We start from the raw sequence: 15,800 nt of genomic DNA, 5'->3' as shown, positions 1-15,800 counted from the left end.
TTGCCTCCCGTTCTTGTGAACACAGACTCCGGCCCGGGCGGGTGCCTCCCGGAGTCCTGAACAGTCGCTGCCGAAACTCGGGTTGTGGCGATGCATGGGGCCGGGGTACGTGGAGTCGGATTGTTCCGGATGGGCTGTGGGAGATCGCGGAGCCGCTGATCCCGGCGTCGAGAGTGCGGCGGTTCTCGGGTTCTGCTGCGCCTGTCAGCTGTCGTGCCCGGCGGCGCGACGCTGCTTGGCGCGGTGGGCGAGCGCATCGACGATGCGTTGCCATGCCGGTGATGCCTCGGAGATCCGGGAAGAGACCAGCTTCAGATAACCCGGCCGGCTGCTGTCTCGTGCGTGTTTGATCTCCCACGCTTCCAGGTCGTCGATGAGCCGGTCCAGGCGTGGGTCGTACGGATCCCAGTCGACTGATCGATCACAGGCGAGGTACAGGCGCGTCGTCTCGGGGTCGTCGAAGCCGGCGTTCTTGTCCCGTATCCGCTGCGGCACGAGGTGCGGGTCCAGCGCCTGCATCAGGATCCACGAGTCGCGCTCGAGTCGTACCCTCCGTTCGCTGACCCCGAGACTGCGCATCCGGTTCAGGATGGCGACCACCTCGGGAGGCAGGACAAGCCTTTCGCCACTGTCCAGTTCGGCGATCCGGCGGCGGTATTCGGTGAGCTGGTCGATCTTGCGCTGCAATTCCACGTCGATGTCGGTGACGGCCGCGGCGAATTCAGTCGGCTGTGCGTGCAGCAGCGCGTCGATACGGGCCAGCGGCACCCCGGCATCGGCGAGGGTCCTGATCCGGATGAGATCCACCGCCGCTTGCGCGCTGTAGCGGCGGTAGCCGGAGGCGTCGCGCCCGGGCTCGGGCAACAGGCCGACGTGGTGGTAGTGGCGAACGGTGCGCACGGTCACGCCTGCGGTTGCCGCGAGCTGGCTGATCGTGAGCACCGTCCTCCTCGGGTCCTCGTGAGTCGGGCCGAGTCTAGGGGCGGACCCGGTCGACGACGTCGTGGATCGCCTGGACCACGGCATCGGGGCGGTCGAAGCAGAGCCGGTGGTGCGCGGTGTCGGAGAGGATGCGTTGCTCCCCGTGCGAGACCGCGCTCACCAGAGCCGCGTCCATTCTCGTCCTGCCGTCAAGCATCTCTTGCACCGTCCGCTCCGACGTCAGCGCCTGCTGGCCGGGGTCGGTGCCCAACACGGTGAGAGCGACCACCGGGACGTCGGGAACGTTCGGCCCGGCCCGCAGTTCGGTGGCGAGTTCGGCCACCTTGGTGCGCTCGGCGATGCCGACGTGGGTCCATCCCTCACTCACCTTGGCATCGACCAGTGCCTGCCGCACGTGCTCCGGGTAGTCCGCGAGCAACTCGGCCATCATCTCGCGCCGGGCCGGGCGCGTCTGTTCCAGCTGCTCCCGATCAGGCGCCATCCGCTCGACCGCGGCCAGAGCTGCCGCGGGAGGCATGAAGTCGTCCCAGTCGCGGTGGAAGGCGTCCAGCCAGACCAACCCGGCCACGTCCTGCGGGTAGAGCTGCGCGAACCGATGCGCGTAGAAGCCGCCGAGGGAGTGCGGCACCAGAACGTATGGGGCGGCGATGTTCTGGGCGCGCAGCAGCTCACGCAGTTCCGTGGCGACCGCTGCGGCGGTGCGCGGCAGCGGGAGGTGATCGCTGTAGCCCGTGCCGCCGCGGTCGTACACCACGGCGGTGGTGAACCGCGAAACCCCCTGCTGGACACCGAAATAGTCCAGGCCGACCGCGCTGGCGCCCGGCAGGAACACCACGGCCGGTCCGCCGCTGCCCGACCGATGCAGGAAAATGCGGCGGCCGTCGATCTCCTGGAACCCTCCGGTCGGCGGAGCGAGCCGAGCCGAGGAAGTGCTGCTGTTCGTCATGGGACAAGGCTCCAACCCTGACGCAGGGGCAGGGTCAATCCCTTCCGCCGCAGTATCCGAAACGTGCGCAGCTGTTCAACGCGCTGCCGTGGGGCTGATCGGAAGTTCACCGCCATGCACGTTCATGTCGTTGACCGCGGGACATGACGCGTCACCCGGGCGCTGCTGATGACGTGGTCCGCGAGATCCGCCGACCCCATCGTCTCAAGGTCGCGCTCCAACTCCAGGGTCGCGTTGGTCACCAGGGCCAGGGGCATGTGTCTCCGTACCCGGCGCAGCAGGGCCACCACTACGTCGTCGGTCCGAACTGGTCCGAGCGGACCTCGGCCTGGTCGGTGAACAGGACTTCCCCGTTCTTCGCTTTCGCTCTGGCCCGGATCGCCGGCCAGGTCTCCTCACGCCAGACACGGACCGCTCCCTCATCCTGCTCGACCGCCCGCTTGTCCGGACGCCGGAAGGTCAGCCCCAGCGTTTGAGGTACTTGCCCGCCCCGGGCTCGGTGAACCGGTCCCCGTACAGCTTGAAGATCAGCCCGCCTATCAGCCCCGCGTCCACAGCTGACCGGGAAGCCCCAGGTCGCAGGGGATATGATCCAGGACGGTCTGCCGGATTGCGGCCTGCTCGGCCTCGGACAGCACGTGATGCTCTCCCATCCGACGGCCTCGCGGGCGGGACAGCAGTGCATCCCTGCCACCTCGCCCACCGGTTCAGCGCGGCGCGCATCGGCGCATCCGACCAGGCGGTGGTCACCGTGCTCCTCGCCCAGGAGCGGTGCGACGTGCTGCTCAGCGCCACCGACCTGCGGTTCGTCATGCCTTTGTTCGTCGCGGCCCTGGCGGTCGGCGCACACTGTCCCGACATGGCGATGTCGCTGTCGTACCCGCACCCCCAGCACCGTACGAGGTGTGCGGTGTCAAGCTGGGCGACGCCCAGTTCGAGCGCGCTGCCGAGTGGGAGAAGGACCGCGGCTGGTTCACCACCACCCCCTTCGGTGAACCGGAGGTCTTCGACTCCCCCGAGTGCATCGGCCCGGTCGAGTGCGTCAAGGGCGCCCACGAGGAAGCTCTGCTGATCCCGCGTCAGGCGGATGCCAAGCGGGTCACCTTCACGTACGGGCTGGACGATGAGTTCATCGAGGCCCTCAAGACGCTGCACAAACTGGGCCTGGACCGCACCGGGAAGGTGACCCTGGCCGACGGCCCAGGTCTCCCCGCGCTACGTCGTGGCCGCCTGCCTGCCCGACCCGGCTACGCTCGGCGACCGCATCCACGGCAAGACGTGCGTCGGCACCTGGGTGAAGGGAACCAAGGACGGCCAATCGCGCGAGGTGTGCTTGTACCACCTGGTCGACAACCAGCGGCCGATCCGATGTGATTGGCTTCACCGATGCGCTCGTCATCGGACTGAACTCCACTTCGCTGGCCTGTTCGCTGGCGGCGGTTTTCGGCCTGGTCGTGGCGCTCGTCGCTGTTGCGCTGCTGGCAGTTCTCAGGATCGGGTACGCCTCCGGATCACCGAGGTGATCCGGCTGACCGAGGCCGCCGGAACGGGAGGGCGACGGCCGATGAGTTTCTACGTGATCCACAGTCAGAGTTCATGATTGGTCTACCGCAGCCACGAGTGTGGTCGAAGCGTGCACCGGCCGAACCCACTGAAAACCAGACACGAGACACCGAGGAACCTGAGATGCGTACCCTGATCAGCACCGCCTTCATATCGCTCGACGGCGTCGTGGAGTCCCCGGGCGGCGAGCCCGGCTACCGGAACTCGGGGTGGACCTTCAAGGACGTCGAGTTCCTCCCCGAGGCATTCGACATCAAGGGCCGGGAGCAGAAGGAAGCCACCGCGATGCTGATGGGCCGGACCAGCTACGAGGTGTTCAGCCCGGTGTGGCCCGGCATGGAGGACTTCGCCGACTACAAGGTGATGCCGAAGTACGTCGTCTCCACCACCCTCACCGAGGACGACCTGGTGGCGAACTGGGGCGAGACGACGATCCTGCGCTCACTCGACGAGGTAGCCGCGCTGAAGGAGACGGAGGGCGGACCGATCATCGTCCACGGCAGTGCCTCCCTGAACCAGGCGCTCTCGGACGCCGGCCTGATCGACCGCTACCACCTCATCGTCTTCCCGCTGTTGCTCGGCGCAGGCAAGCGGCTTTTCAGCGCCACGGACAAGGACACGCAGATGCTGAAACTCATCGAGCACGAGGCCTATGCCAACGGCCTGCAGAAGAACGTTTTCGACGTCGTCCGCTGACAAGACTCCCGCTCTGGTGCCTGCTACGCAAGCTCCACTCCACCACCAACCGGACCACCGACCTCGTCACCACGACCGGCGCCGGCACACGAGTGCCGGCGACGTCGACCAAGATCAAGACCTGGCCGTCCGGCTGATTCCGGTACGGCGGGTAGTGGCCGTCCACGCGCACCAGCAGGCGGCGGTGCCCGGCCAACTGGGCCTGTTCGCCGTCCAGGCCGGGACCGGCCCGGAGAGTTGCACCGCCGAGACCGACACCGCGCCGGAGCCCGTACCGATTCCCCTCCTGCCGTCCCGGAGCCGGGGCGCCGTACGACGGATCCGGAGACATGGCTGCTCTCCCCGGAGCAACTCGCCCAGCTCGCCGCCTTCAGGAAAGAAGCCGACGCCCGGGGCCGAGGTGTCCTCGAACGGAAGCCGAGGGCCGAAGCTGTCGATCCGGCCGGCCGACAACAGCACGCGCCCAGCAGCCCACCCCCGATGCCGGGCCTGGCCAGGCCACCGCCGTGCGCGCGGTGAGTGGTGAGCATCGAGGAGAGGACGGTGGGGGCAGTGACGCGGCCACCGGAGGACTGCTCGATGCCGACGGTCGGGCCACGCACGACGGAGCTGCCGTCACGCTGTGGACGCCGAACTCCGGCTCCAACCAGCGCTGGAAGGTGTCCGGCGTAACGGCCCGCACCGGTTCCCGGCCGAAGCAACCGCTCAGGCACAGGAACCCCGGTACACGTCTTTGCCTCCGCCGATCACGCGCTCCGCGCACCTGTTACGGGTTGGCCGTGACTTCGAAGCCCCCGCCGTAGACGTTGGCGGGGTCGGCGGCGTCGCGGGCACGGAGGTCGGCGAGGATGTTCGCCGAACTGGTGTAGACGTAGGGCGGGACGCCGAGGATGCGCGCTTTGGTGATACCGGCCCAGGGACCCTCGGCGCGTCCTCCGTTGGCCTCGGACGGATACTCGCTGCCTGGCACGTGCCAGATGGCCGGGCCGCCCGAGTCGCCCGCCTTGTGCGGGGCGTGGGACTGGTAGACACCGTGCGAGTTGTTCGTGATGCGCCCGTACCACACACCCAGCTGGCCGGACACGACAAGCTCGTTGTTGTCGAAGAGCCCGGCGCCGAGCAGGCGCTCATTGCTGAGCGCGGGCTTCGGGGCGTTCGGGCCGCAACCGGCCGGCTGCCGCTGACCGCCGCTGAGAAACACCGACTTGGCGCCGACGCTGATCGGTTCCCGCTTTTTGGATGATCGCTGAGGCGCGGGAGGATGACAAGAAGCTCGCACATGCGCAGTCTGTGACAGTTGACCTGCCGCGTTGCTGACAGTCAGCGTGCTTCGCACGAGGGTGAACGCCCAGGTTCCACGGCCGGCTCCTCTGCCGAACAAGCCAGATGATGCCGGGAGATCCCCGTGAACACCTGATGCGCGAGAACCACCCTGCTGACCATGATCGCCACACCCCGATCATGTCACCCACCAGCAAGGACACATCACCCGCAATCACGCACCAGCTCGTTGGTGCAGGGTGTCGGCGGCGATGAAGAACGAATGCGGCCTCGACCACTGCCAAGTCCGCAAATACCATGCCCGGCACCGGCGCATCTCCCTCGCCATGGCGCCCCACGCCTACCTGACAAGGGTGCGTACGGACGAACCAGGAAAAGGGGGCCCGACTCCGATGACCAGCCCCTTGACCCGTTGAGCCTGCCCGAGATCCGCCGCCTGACCGCCCACCTCACGGCACCTCTTCCTCCCCCGGCCACACAGACCCGGCCGGCGACGCCGAGCCCAACACCGAGCACGCATCAGCCACTGCAAACGACGAGGTCACGGCCCCTGAACTTGGACCCCCGTCATGTACGACGCGGTTGCAGTACTAGGGCCATACTGGTCGGGCCCCGATCCCTCCACAGAACGATTCCATGGCCAAGAACAGCAGCTCTTCGACCATCGTCCCCGACACCGCGTGGCTGGGACGCGGGCGCCACCTCGGGCCCGAGCCCGAGCAGGACGTCCGGCGCAACCTGATCGCCCTCAAGGCGGCCGGGGTGCTCGACGACTTCCTGGACCTCGACCCCGCCGAGGCGGCCCGCTCCACCGTCCTGCACCCGCGGGACGAGTCCGCCGGCCCCGGTCCGTCGGCCCGTCGCCTCTTCGAGGCCCGCTGGCGCGTGGCCGACGGCGTCATGGTGCGTGCGCAGTTGACCACGTACGACTCCGAGGCCCGCCGCAAGGAGGACGAGGGCATCACCTGGGTCCTCGCCGCCGAGGCGGAGCTGACGTGGGACATGCGGTGGCCCTCGCCCGCCACTATGTTCTGGCCCGACAGCGGCCGGGTCGCCTGGGGCCACGACACGGTGCCGGGCGTGCGCCTGCGGGCGGCGAACCACCTGCCGAAGGACGACGACGAGCTGCGCCACCGGCTGCGGGACTGCTCCCGGAAGAGCTGGTTCATCCATGTCGTGGTGCACGAGGCGATGACGCCGGACGCGCGGGGGCAGCAGCCGGTCTCCACGTTCCTGCCGCCGAGCCTGCGGCACCGGGTGGTCGAGCACCGGGGCACACCGGAGCAGGCACAGATCGCCGACTTCGCGATGAAGCGGGAGCTGAACGTGCGGATGCCGCGCGGCGGCGCCGTCGTCCTGCCCGCGGAGCCGCGGAGTCCGGATTACGACGCGGAGCGTTTCACGGTGCGCACTGTCTTCCTGGACGGTTCCGAACCGGCAGAACTCCTGGATGCCATCAAGGAGTTCGCCGCGTTGCCGCAGTCGCTGCCCGGCGACGCCGAGCGGGCTCTGACACGGCTGCGCCAGGGCTGGCACCTGCTGACCCCGGACGAGGAGCTGGTCCATGCCCAGGGCATGGTCGTCAAGTACGCCGAGGCGCTCGATGCCATGACGAAGTCCTGTGACCTCTACCGGGAGGCGGCCGAGGCGGCGCATGCCGCGCTGGCCGAGGTGACCGGTGGCGACGGTGTGCCCCGGCCGCCCTCGCCGGGTCCGGCCAAGGCGGGCGGCTCGCCGCTGAACTCCCTCACGAAGGCATTCGGCCGCTTCCGGGACCCGAACAAGTAGGGCACGCCGACGTCATTCCTCCGCCCCCGCTTCAGTGCCTCCCGCGAAGCGGTCTGCCGTACAAGGGGGCGACGGGAGGCTTCGGCCGGGCTGAAGGGGCGGCCCTTGCCCGGCGCGGGTCCCGGAAACCTGTGCCCGGAAGTCCCTTCACCCGCCCGTGCACCGAGACCGGTGAAACCCGGCCCCGGCTCACAGCCCGTCAAAGATCCTGAGAGCAACACCGATTTCCTGGTCCGTTCCTACCCGGACCTCTGCTACCGGGTGAGAAGTGCGCTTACGGTCTTCCCGTCGGTCGTCCGGAGGGTCACCGCGGTGGCGCGGGCGAGGTGGTCGACCGTGGGCCGGCCGAAGCCTCCCGTGCCGCCGTACTGGTCAGGGGTGCGCATGCGGAGTGTCCGCGGGCCGGCGTGGCCGGCGGACACCTCGATGGCGGCGGGGCGGGTTGGTTGCGGCGCCTGGCGAGACGTAGCGGCGCCGGTCGGATCGGCGACGCAGCCCCATGGGGCCACCGCCTGTCCCTGCCCTGTTCGAGGGCGACTACCTCACCGTCGAACGCATGAAAATCTATGGTGGCCGGAGTAGACATTGGGTGGTGGTGTGGTTATGGTTTCTCTCGTAGTCGAGATCGAGAAGGGCCCGGCAGAGATGAACTGCCGGGCAGCAGTACCCACAAGTGCAGTTCGCAGGACGGTGTGGCGGTGGAGTTCCGAAGCCAGAGCGGTTGCAGGAAGGTAACGGGACTGACGGCCGGACCGGGTGGCCCGCAGTGATCAGGGGCCGCCACGCGCAGTACCAGCAGTGCGGTTTTCAGCAGTTCCTCGGTAAAGGCGTCTGGCTGCGGGCGCGCGTACCGGGAGGTTCGGCAGTGGGGTTCCAAGCCAGAGCAGATGCAGGACGGGCGACGGGGCTGGCTGTCGAAGGGTGGCGCTGTTCGAGGCCACCAGCGGTTCGCAGTTCCCGTTTGGTAAGTGAGTGACCCAGAGGAAGAACGGAGGGATTGAGCGCCATCAGGATCGCCCGGGCGGGCAGTACGGAGCCTGGGTGCCGCAGGACATCGATAGGCAGGTGGTCTTCGGTCACGCATTCGCGATCCCCGCACCCCCGGCAGTGCTCAGGCCGGGTCCGCGGAAACAGAAGGCCGGCGCAGTACCGGGGCCGGCAGATGGTGTAGCAGTTCCTTCGGGGCCCTGGTGCCATATGGCACCAGGGCCCCTCCACGCGTTCCATCGAGAGGTGCGAGGACAGCAGACGACTCCTACGGGCCGTCTCGATGACGACGGCTGCCCCGCCCGCACCAGGGGCCGGACCGCCGAGATGCTCGGCACTGCCCAGGGCTTCCTCCGCGCCATCGGCGCAGCCCGCCACCGCCCCGCCACCGCCCCGCGGACGGTCACCGGCGCTACTTCCGCTGTCAACTGCGCATCGCCGTCCGCGCCAGGGAACTCGTCGACCACGGCGCTCCCATCGCGGCCGCCTCCTGCCGCATCGTCATCCTCGAAGACCAACTCGAAGAGGCCCAACGCCTCCACGCCGAATACCACCGCGCCGACGAAGCGGCGACTACTCGGGCGTTGCTGAGCTGCTTGTTTAGCCTCGGTATCCGCTCCGGTATCCGCTCCGGCACGGGCTCCCCGCCGGGACTCCCGGCCCGGACCTGCGCCCGGTGCCCGGTGTCCGGCAAAGCCGGTCCGGGCCGGGAGTCCCGGCGGAATGACGCCGCAGGCCCCCGAGGCTGGTCCGCGTCACACGCGGATCGAACCGGCCGGGGAAGGGGGGCGGTCAGACGTCCTGCTGGTCCGGCAGGCCGGTACCCGCCACGGTGCACGCCCGCAGGGTTCTGTCGGCGTAGGCGCGGAACAGGGTCGGCATGTCGACACCGTGGGGGTCGAGGGCCCACTGGAGCTGGAGGCCGTCCATGACCGCGACCACTTCCCGGGCGAGGGACGGTGGGTCGGTGTCCGGTTTGAGCTCGCCGCTGTCCGCGGCCTTGCGCAGGGTTTTGGTGATGCTGTCCAGTACCTCGGCGTCACGCCGGGTGAAGTAGGCGCGGGCCGGGTGGCCGGGGTTGGCCGCCTCGGCCAGCAGGATGTTGAACATCTTGGTGCGGCCGAGACGGGTGGCGTTGTGCGCGGTCAGCTCGGCCAGGGTCGTGAAGCACTCGACGGCCGACGTGACCTCGGCCGTGAAGAACTTCTCGGCGTCCTGCTCGTCGCTGCGTTCCAGTACGGCGACCAGCAGGCTTTCCTTGCTGCGGAAGTGGTGCAGCAGGCCGCCCTGTGTGATGCCGACGTCCTTGGCGATGCGGGCGAGGGACGAGGCGTGGAATCCCCACTGGGCGAAGTGTTCGACGGCGGCGTCCAGAATGCGCACCCGGCGGTCATCGCCCACCGAGTAGGTGCCTCGGGCTGCGGCTCGGCCCTGCTTACGCCCCTGCTCTGTGGTCATGGAACAACCTTAGCGGCCGCTTTGGGGGAGTTTTCCGGCCATGCAGACAACCACCGCCGGACACTTCGGTGTGACGCAGGCCACTTTGCAGAAACCTACTGCCTACTCGGTTTTCGCGCTTACTGTGTGAGCGTCACGCGGCAAGGATGCCGCCTCGTCCCCTTTGGAGCCATTATGGCCGTCACGCATGACGCCGACTCCCTCTCTCACGAGGTGCAGCAGGCCGCCTCTGCGCCCGAGCCGGACAAGGCGCCCGGCAGGTTGATTTTCGGCCTCGCCTTCGCGCAGTTCGGGATCATGCTGGCCCTGTTGACTCCGGTGACGGTCACCCTCGCCCTGCGAGTCGCCCAGATTGTCCCCGAGGCCGACCGCGGAACCGCTCTGGGCCAGGTACTCTCCCTCGGCGCTGTCCTCGCCATGATCGGCAACCCGGTCTTCGGCGCCCTGTCCGACCGCACCACCAGCCGCTTCGGCCGTCGCCGCCCCTGGCTCGTCGGCGGCGCCGCGGCCGGCCTCCTCGGCCTGGCCGTCGTCGGCCTCGGAGGCAGCGTGCCGGTCCTGATGCTCGGCTGGGCGCTCGCGCAACTCGGAGGCAACGCCGCGCTCGCCGCCCTCACCTCCTGCGTACCCGACCTTGTTCCCGAGCGGCAGCGCGCCCTCGTCTCCGGCGCGGTCGGCATGACGACGTCGATCGCCCTGGTCGTCGGCACGGTGCTGGCCAGCACCCTGCGGGCCGACCTGGCCCTGGCCTTCGTCGTTCCCGCCCTGCTCGGGCTGGCGGGCGCCGTCTGTCTTGCCGTCCTGATGAAGGACCGGCCGGCCGCACCCGGCGCCTTCGCCCCCTACAGCTTCGCCGAGTTCCTGCGCAGCTTCTGGGTGAGCCCGCGCAAGCACCCCGACTTCGCCTGGAACTTCGTCGGCCGCTTCCTGGTCTTCGTCGGTATCTCCTGCGTCACCAGCTACCAGGTGTACTTCCTGATGGACCGGCTCGGATACGGCCAGGACGAGGTCCCCGGGAAGATGGCCGTCGCCATGACGGCCATGGTGGCCGCCGTCGTCGTGGGTTCCCTGCTCGGCGGAGTGCTGTCGGACAGGTCGGGCCGGCGCAAGCCGTACGTGCTCGGCTCGTCCCTCGTGATCGCCGCCGGTCTCGCCCTGATCGCGACGGCCCACTCCTTCCCGGTGTTCGTCGCGGCCCTGGTGGTCTTCGGCTTCGGCGAGGGCCTGTACCTCTCGGTCGACGTGGCGCTCGCCGCCGCCGTCCTGCCGAACCCCGAGGAGTCCGCCAAGGACATGGGCGTCCTCAACATCGGCAACGCCCTGCCGCAGTCCCTCGTCCCCATCGCCGCCCCTGCGCTGCTGGCGATCGGCGGGGGCGGCAATTACGGCGCCCTGTTCCTCTTCGGCGGCATCGCCTGCGTCCTCGGCGCCGTCGCCGTCCAGTTCATCCGCACGGTCAAGTAGTACGGAGTCCTCCTGTCGTGAGCACCACCCCCCGCACCTCCCGCAGCACCACCCCCGCGTACCGCGATTCCCAGCGGTCCGTCGACGAGCGGGTCGAGGACCTGCTCGCCCGGATGAGCCTGGAGGAGAAGGCGGGCCAGCTCTTCCACACCATGCTGACGATGAACCCGGACGGATCCCTCGTCACGGACTCCGCCACCTCGATGCTGCCCTTCACCACCCCGGACCTGGTCGAAGGCAAGCACCTCACCCATTTCAACCTCCTGGGCCAGTACGGCGTGCGCGAGATGGCGCTGTGGGCCAACCGCGTCCAGGAGCTCGCGGCGAACACCCGCCTCGGCATCCCCGTCACCCTCTCCACCGACCCGCGCCACACTTTCACCGACAACCCCGGCGCTTCCTTCAACGCCGGCGCCTTCTCCGCCTGGCCCGAACCGCTGGGACTGGCCGCCATCGGTGACGCCGCGCTCGTCGAGGAGTTCGGCCGCACCGTCCGCCGCGAATACCTCGCCGTCGGGTTCCGGGCCGCCCTGCACCCGCAGATCGACCTGGCCACCGAGCCGCGCTGGTCGCGCCAGTCCGGCACCTTCGGCTCCAGTGCCGCCACGACGAGCGAGCTCGTCCGCGCGTACATCCGCGGCATGCAGGGCGAGAGGCCCGGCCCGGACTCCGTGTCCTGCATCGTCAAGCACTTCCCCGGCGGCGGCCCCCAGAAGGACGGTGAGGACCCGCACTTCCCGCACGGCAAGGAGCAGGTCTACCCCGGCGGCATGCGCGAGTACCACCTCGCGCCCTTCAAGGCCGCCATCGACGCCGGCTGTGCGCAGATCATGCCGTACTACGGCCAGCCCGTCGGCACCGACTGGGAAGAGGTCGGCTTCGGCTTCAACAAGGGCGTCATCACCGGACTGCTGCGCGAACAGCTCGGCTTCCAGGGCATCGTCTGCACCGATTGGGGCCTGCTCAACGACGCGCCGGTATTCGGCGACATGCACGTCGCCCGCGCCTGGGGCGTGGAGCACCTGAGCGTCGCCGAGCGGGCGGCGAAATCACTGGACGCCGGCTGTGACCAGTTCGGCGGCGAGCAGTGTCCGGAGATCATCGTGGAGCTGGTCCGCTCCGGACGGATCACCGAATCCCGCATCGACGCCTCCGTGCGACGTCTCCTGCGCGAGAAGTTCGTGCTCGGCCTCTTCGACAGCCCGTACATCGATCCCGACCGCGCCGAGGAGATCGTCGGCGCGAGCCCGTACAAGAGGGCCGGCGAGGCGGCGCAACGCCGCTCGCTGACCGTCCTGACCAATCACTCGCTCCTCCCGCCGGCCGGCCGGCCCAAGCTGTACCTCCAGGGCGTCGCCGAGGAGACCGCCGCCCGTTACGGCGAGGTGGTCGCCCGCCCGGCCGACGCGGACCTCGCGGTACTGCGCCTGCGCACCCCCCACGAGCCGCGCGCGACCAGGTTCGAGTCCTTCTTCCACTCCGGTTCGCTCGCCTTCCCCGACGACGAACTGAAGGAAATACTGCGGCTCCTGGACGCCGTGCCGACCCTCGTCTGTATCAACCTGGAGCGGGCGGCCGTCATCCCCGAGATCGCCGGGCGGGCCGCGGCACTGATCGCCGACTACGGCGCGAGCGACGCCGCACTCCTCGACGTCGCCTTCGGACGAGCCACACCGCAGGGCCGCCTGCCCTTCGAACTGCCGCGCTCCATGGCGGCGGTCGAGGCATCACGCCCCGACGTACCCAACGACACGCAGAACCCGGTCTTCCCCTACGGCCACGGACTGACCATCTGACCGGTACCGCCCCTGAACTGCGGGACAGCGGAGCCAGCGCCTGGCCGAACTGCTGGAGCTGGGCACGCTCCAGGAAGCGGGGCAGCTCCCCGCGACGGCTCATCGGACACGTTCCCAGAGCTCAGGCGTTCGCGCGGCGGCCTTCGGGATGGGAGCCGTGCCAGTCCAGGCACAGGACGGTGGCGTCGTCTCTCACGCGGCCGTTGCAGGCGTCGGTGACCGCGGTGACCAGGGTGCGCACGACCTCGCGGGGGTGCTCGGTTGCGGTTTTACGGATGAGGCCGGGCAGGTCGGTGGTTTTCGCTTGGCGTTCTTGCATGCCGTCGGTGTAGAGCACGAGGCGGTCGCCGGGGCGCAGGTCGAGGTCCTGCACCTGGTACGGGCCCTGCCCGGCGACGCCGAAGGGCAGGTCCACGGCCAGGCGAAGTTCGTCGACCGCACCGTCGCGCAGTCGGAGCGGCCAGGGATGGCCGGCGTTGACGAGCTGGGCGCTGGAACCGTCCAGGGCGATGCGCAGCAACTGGCCGGTGGCGAAGGTCCGCCGGCCGTGGTCGAGGAGGGCCTGGTGGGTCCGGCGGGCCTGCTCGGCAAGGTCGGTCCCGGCGCGGCGGGCTCCTCGGGAGGCGTTGACCAGGAGGGTTGCTATGAGCGAGGCGTCGACGTCGTGTCCCATGGCGTCGGTGACGGACAGGTGCAGGGTGTCGTGGTCGAGGGTGTAGTCGTAGGTGTCGCCGGCGATGTCGGAGGCCGGGACCAGGGCGCCGGCGAGGGTGAACTCGACGGCTTCGCAGGAGGGGGCCGAGGGCAGGAGCTGGCGTTGGATCTCCGCGGCCAGGCTGACCGAGGTGGTGCGGTTGCCCCAGTGGTAGAGGTCGGTGAACCGGCGGTCGGTGACGATGATGTACGCCAGCGCGTGCGCAGCCTCTTCGACCTCATCCAGCACGTCCTGAGTGACCTGGGTCAGGAACAGCTCCAGAACACCGATGGTGTCGCCGCGGTTCGTGACAGGGGCGAGCACCCGCTGCCCCTGCTCGCCCTCCGGCGCCTGCACCAGCTTCTGGGTGCGCAGGACCTCGTCGTAGACGCTGCTGCCGGCGAGGGAGACCTGTTCGGCGCGCTGCTCCTGTTGCGCAGCCGTCTTCTCGCTGACCCGCAGCATGCGTCGACCGACGACGTCGACGAACAGGAACGACACGTAGCGCGCGCCGAACCGGTCGCGCAGATGACGCGCCACGACATCGAGGGAGCCCACCGGCGCGGCATCCTCCGCCGCTGCCAGCATCTCAGCCAGTCCGATCCGATCACGCGCCACATCAGCCTCCCTTTGAGTAGGGACTCTCCTTCCCGCCGACACGGCATGCATCACAGCTGCGACACATGCCTCAGCCCGTACGCGCCTCGGCGGGAGACCTCAGGCCGGACGGCACGCTTGGGCTCTTCCGCAGCCTCGCCGGTTCTGGTCAGTCACAAGCCGTACAGGGCGCGCCGACGGCGCATCGCACAGTGCTGGCCGCGGTCGGCCGCGCCTGAAGGGCGCCGCTGTTTCACGGTGTCGGGGCACAGCCGGGCGGGCAGGTCGACCCGGGCGGCAGGTCCGATCTGCGGGGGAGGAGTTGAGCGTGGCGATTGACGACCGGCTGGTCGTCGCCCCGCCATCTGTTGTTCTGTACCGGCCAAGGGTGTGGCCAGAGCTTGTCACCGCGTTATGACTGGCATGATGTACCCGTTGTCTGGGCAGAGCCCCGGGGCGGTTCCATACGGGCTGCCGCCCGAAGATGTCCTGAGGATGAGGAGTGGCGGGTGCCGGTGGAGAGGCTGGTGATTACACCGGCGGTGGTGGAGCGGGACGCGGTGCTGGCGTTGGCCGGTGAGCTGGACCTGGGGGGCGAAGCGGTACTGGCTCGGGCGGTCAGCGACGTGCTTGACGCCGGTTACCGGCGGGTGGTGCTGGACTGCGCGGACATCTCGTTCTGTGATTCACGCGGGTTCAACGCGCTGCTCACGGCTCGTCAGGCCGTTCAGGACGTCGGCGGGGTTCTGGCCTTGGCCGCGGTCCCGGAGCGCCTTCAGCACCTGCTGACGCTGGTGGGGGCAGAGAAGATCTTCACCATCGCCTCCACCGTTGAGCAGGCACGGCTCCTGCTGGCCGCTGCCGGCCGGCAGGCCGAACCCACGTAGCCCATTTCCCCGCGGCTCACCGGAGCGGGCATGAGCAGCGGGGCGGATTCCGCTGCAACCGCACTGGTCGCCCTTATCGGGCCTTATACAGGGCAGTCGTACCACTAGTACCAGGAGTTACCGACCGCCTGCTTCCGGGGGGAATTACGTTCATGAGCGCGAGCATGCAGCGTCGCATCGACCTGGCCGGCACCAGCGACGCGCCCGCCCAGGCGCGTGAGACCGCCACCGGTTTCCTGGCCGATGTCGAACGCGTCCGCGGGAAGCCGACCAGTGCGGATACCACTGGCGCGGTGCTGATCGTGGTCAGCGAACTCGTCACCAACGCCGTTCGCCACGCCCCGGGGCCATGCACTGTACGGCTGACCCTGCACGGTGACGGTGTGCTGATCGAGGTCAGTGACACCAGTACCGTTCTTCCGTGCCTGCGCGCTCCGGATGTCACGGGGGCGACCGGCGGGTGGGGCATGCAGATGATCACCCGGCTGGCGGGTGAGATCCATACCGTGCCCGGCCCCGGCCCGGGAAAGACGGTACGCACCCGCCTGCCCTGGTGACCGTCCTGGCCCGGCTGAGCGTGTGGTCCGTGGCCCCACCACCGGGCGTAGGTCAGATGACAGGCATACACCTTCGCAGGGCGGGAAGACGCCGCCCGGAAGCGCACCAGCCGGAGGAGGAGAGCACATGACAGCAATCGGTCA

12 protein-coding genes and 4 pseudogenes are annotated in these 15,800 nt (G+C 69.1%); 9 read left to right on the top strand and 7 right to left on the bottom strand.

The genetic code is table 11. The features are described 5' to 3' along the window. Window positions 1–204 precede the first annotated feature (204 nt). From ACWDZ4_RS21390 to ACWDZ4_RS21380, 3 genes and pseudogenes are all read right to left on the bottom strand, one after another. Window positions 205–942 (bottom strand): MerR family transcriptional regulator, encoded by a 738-nt coding sequence (locus ACWDZ4_RS21390; RefSeq protein ID WP_451509996.1) that lies wholly within the window; start codon window positions 940–942, stop codon window positions 205–207. A 34-nt stretch (window positions 943–976) separates the two neighbouring features. Further along, window positions 977–1,888, bottom strand: a complete 912-nt coding sequence (locus ACWDZ4_RS21385; protein WP_451509995.1) for an alpha/beta fold hydrolase — start codon at window positions 1,886–1,888, stop codon at window positions 977–979. 152 nt (window positions 1,889–2,040) lie between these two features. Beyond that, window positions 2,041–2,199: pseudogene (locus ACWDZ4_RS21380) on the bottom strand (HAD family phosphatase); the annotation flags it as partial. A gap of 299 nt (window positions 2,200–2,498) precedes the next feature. Between ACWDZ4_RS21380 and ACWDZ4_RS21375 the strand changes: the two are divergent. Both ACWDZ4_RS21375 and ACWDZ4_RS21370 read left to right on the top strand, forming a co-directional pair. Then, window positions 2,499–3,245: pseudogene (locus ACWDZ4_RS21375) on the top strand (saccharopine dehydrogenase family protein); the annotation flags it as partial. 329 nt (window positions 3,246–3,574) lie between these two features. Continuing rightward, on the top strand, window positions 3,575–4,147 hold the full coding sequence (locus ACWDZ4_RS21370; RefSeq protein WP_451509994.1) for a dihydrofolate reductase family protein: 573 nt from the start codon (window positions 3,575–3,577) through the stop codon (window positions 4,145–4,147). 766 nt (window positions 4,148–4,913) lie between these two features. Here ACWDZ4_RS21370 and ACWDZ4_RS21365 read toward each other — a convergent pair. Continuing rightward, window positions 4,914–5,348, bottom strand: coding sequence for a hypothetical protein (locus tag ACWDZ4_RS21365; RefSeq protein ID WP_451509993.1), 435 nt, complete (start codon window positions 5,346–5,348; stop codon window positions 4,914–4,916). Window positions 5,349–5,646: 298 nt separating this feature from the next. Between ACWDZ4_RS21365 and ACWDZ4_RS21360 the strand changes: the two are divergent. Together ACWDZ4_RS21360 and ACWDZ4_RS21355 are read left to right on the top strand one after the other, a co-directional pair. Continuing rightward, window positions 5,647–5,844, top strand: a pseudogene (locus ACWDZ4_RS21360) (IS701 family transposase); the annotation flags it as partial. Window positions 5,845–6,064: 220 nt separating this feature from the next. Continuing rightward, window positions 6,065–7,216, top strand: coding sequence for a hypothetical protein (locus ACWDZ4_RS21355; RefSeq protein WP_451509992.1), 1,152 nt, complete (start codon window positions 6,065–6,067; stop codon window positions 7,214–7,216). A gap of 254 nt (window positions 7,217–7,470) precedes the next feature. Here the strand turns inward: ACWDZ4_RS21355 and ACWDZ4_RS21350 are convergent, their stop codons facing one another. Then, complete coding sequence (locus ACWDZ4_RS21350) at window positions 7,471–7,602, bottom strand: hypothetical protein (protein ID WP_451509991.1); 132 nt, start codon at window positions 7,600–7,602, stop codon at window positions 7,471–7,473. 804 nt (window positions 7,603–8,406) lie between these two features. Between ACWDZ4_RS21350 and ACWDZ4_RS21345 the strand changes: the two are divergent. Continuing rightward, window positions 8,407–8,775, top strand: a pseudogene (locus ACWDZ4_RS21345) (MerR family transcriptional regulator); the annotation flags it as partial. 220 nt (window positions 8,776–8,995) lie between these two features. Here ACWDZ4_RS21345 and ACWDZ4_RS21340 read toward each other — a convergent pair. Beyond that, window positions 8,996–9,661, bottom strand: a complete 666-nt coding sequence (locus tag ACWDZ4_RS21340) for a TetR/AcrR family transcriptional regulator (RefSeq protein ID WP_451509990.1) — start codon at window positions 9,659–9,661, stop codon at window positions 8,996–8,998. Window positions 9,662–9,835: 174 nt separating this feature from the next. Between ACWDZ4_RS21340 and ACWDZ4_RS21335 the strand changes: the two genes are divergently transcribed. Together ACWDZ4_RS21335 and ACWDZ4_RS21330 are read left to right on the top strand one after the other, a co-directional pair. Next, window positions 9,836–11,125, top strand: a complete 1,290-nt coding sequence (locus ACWDZ4_RS21335) for an MFS transporter (RefSeq protein ID WP_451509989.1) — start codon at window positions 9,836–9,838, stop codon at window positions 11,123–11,125. A gap of 17 nt (window positions 11,126–11,142) precedes the next feature. Next, complete coding sequence (locus tag ACWDZ4_RS21330) at window positions 11,143–12,921, top strand: glycoside hydrolase family 3 protein (RefSeq protein ID WP_451509988.1); 1,779 nt, start codon at window positions 11,143–11,145, stop codon at window positions 12,919–12,921. Between the two features lie 121 nt (window positions 12,922–13,042). Here ACWDZ4_RS21330 and ACWDZ4_RS21325 read toward each other — a convergent pair whose 3' ends face one another. Next, on the bottom strand, window positions 13,043–14,233 hold the full coding sequence (locus ACWDZ4_RS21325) for a PP2C family protein-serine/threonine phosphatase (protein ID WP_451509987.1): 1,191 nt from the start codon (window positions 14,231–14,233) through the stop codon (window positions 13,043–13,045). Between the two features lie 488 nt (window positions 14,234–14,721). Between ACWDZ4_RS21325 and ACWDZ4_RS21320 the strand changes: the two genes are divergently transcribed. Together ACWDZ4_RS21320 and ACWDZ4_RS21315 are read left to right on the top strand one after the other, a co-directional pair. Next, window positions 14,722–15,099: an STAS domain-containing protein gene (locus tag ACWDZ4_RS21320; protein ID WP_451509986.1), complete on the top strand. Its 378-nt coding sequence runs from the start codon at window positions 14,722–14,724 to the stop codon at window positions 15,097–15,099. A 152-nt stretch (window positions 15,100–15,251) separates the two neighbouring features. Beyond that, window positions 15,252–15,656, top strand: coding sequence for an ATP-binding protein (locus tag ACWDZ4_RS21315; protein ID WP_451509985.1), 405 nt, complete (start codon window positions 15,252–15,254; stop codon window positions 15,654–15,656). Window positions 15,657–15,800: the final 144 nt, after the last annotated feature.

Source organism: Streptomyces sp. NPDC003016, from assembly GCF_053591455.1.
The sequence above is the reverse complement of the archived record's forward strand: the minus strand, read 5'-3'. Positions and strand labels throughout refer to the sequence as shown.

Excerpts from the sequence above, each read along its gene's own strand:
- ACWDZ4_RS21370 (WP_451509994.1), top strand. The coding sequence starts at position 3,575 with ATGCGTACCCTGATCAGCACCGCCTTCATATCGCTCGACGGCGTCGTG.
- ACWDZ4_RS21315 (WP_451509985.1), top strand. The coding sequence starts at position 15,252 with ATGAGCGCGAGCATGCAGCGTCGCATCGACCTGGCCGGCACCAGCGAC.
- ACWDZ4_RS21335 (WP_451509989.1), top strand. The coding sequence starts at position 9,836 with ATGGCCGTCACGCATGACGCCGACTCCCTCTCTCACGAGGTGCAGCAG.
- ACWDZ4_RS21355 (WP_451509992.1), top strand. The coding sequence starts at position 6,065 with ATGGCCAAGAACAGCAGCTCTTCGACCATCGTCCCCGACACCGCGTGG.
- ACWDZ4_RS21385 (WP_451509995.1), bottom strand. The coding sequence starts at position 1,888 with ATGACGAACAGCAGCACTTCCTCGGCTCGGCTCGCTCCGCCGACCGGA.
- ACWDZ4_RS21350 (WP_451509991.1), bottom strand. The coding sequence starts at position 7,602 with ATGCGCACCCCTGACCAGTACGGCGGCACGGGAGGCTTCGGCCGGCCC.
- ACWDZ4_RS21340 (WP_451509990.1), bottom strand. The coding sequence starts at position 9,661 with ATGACCACAGAGCAGGGGCGTAAGCAGGGCCGAGCCGCAGCCCGAGGC.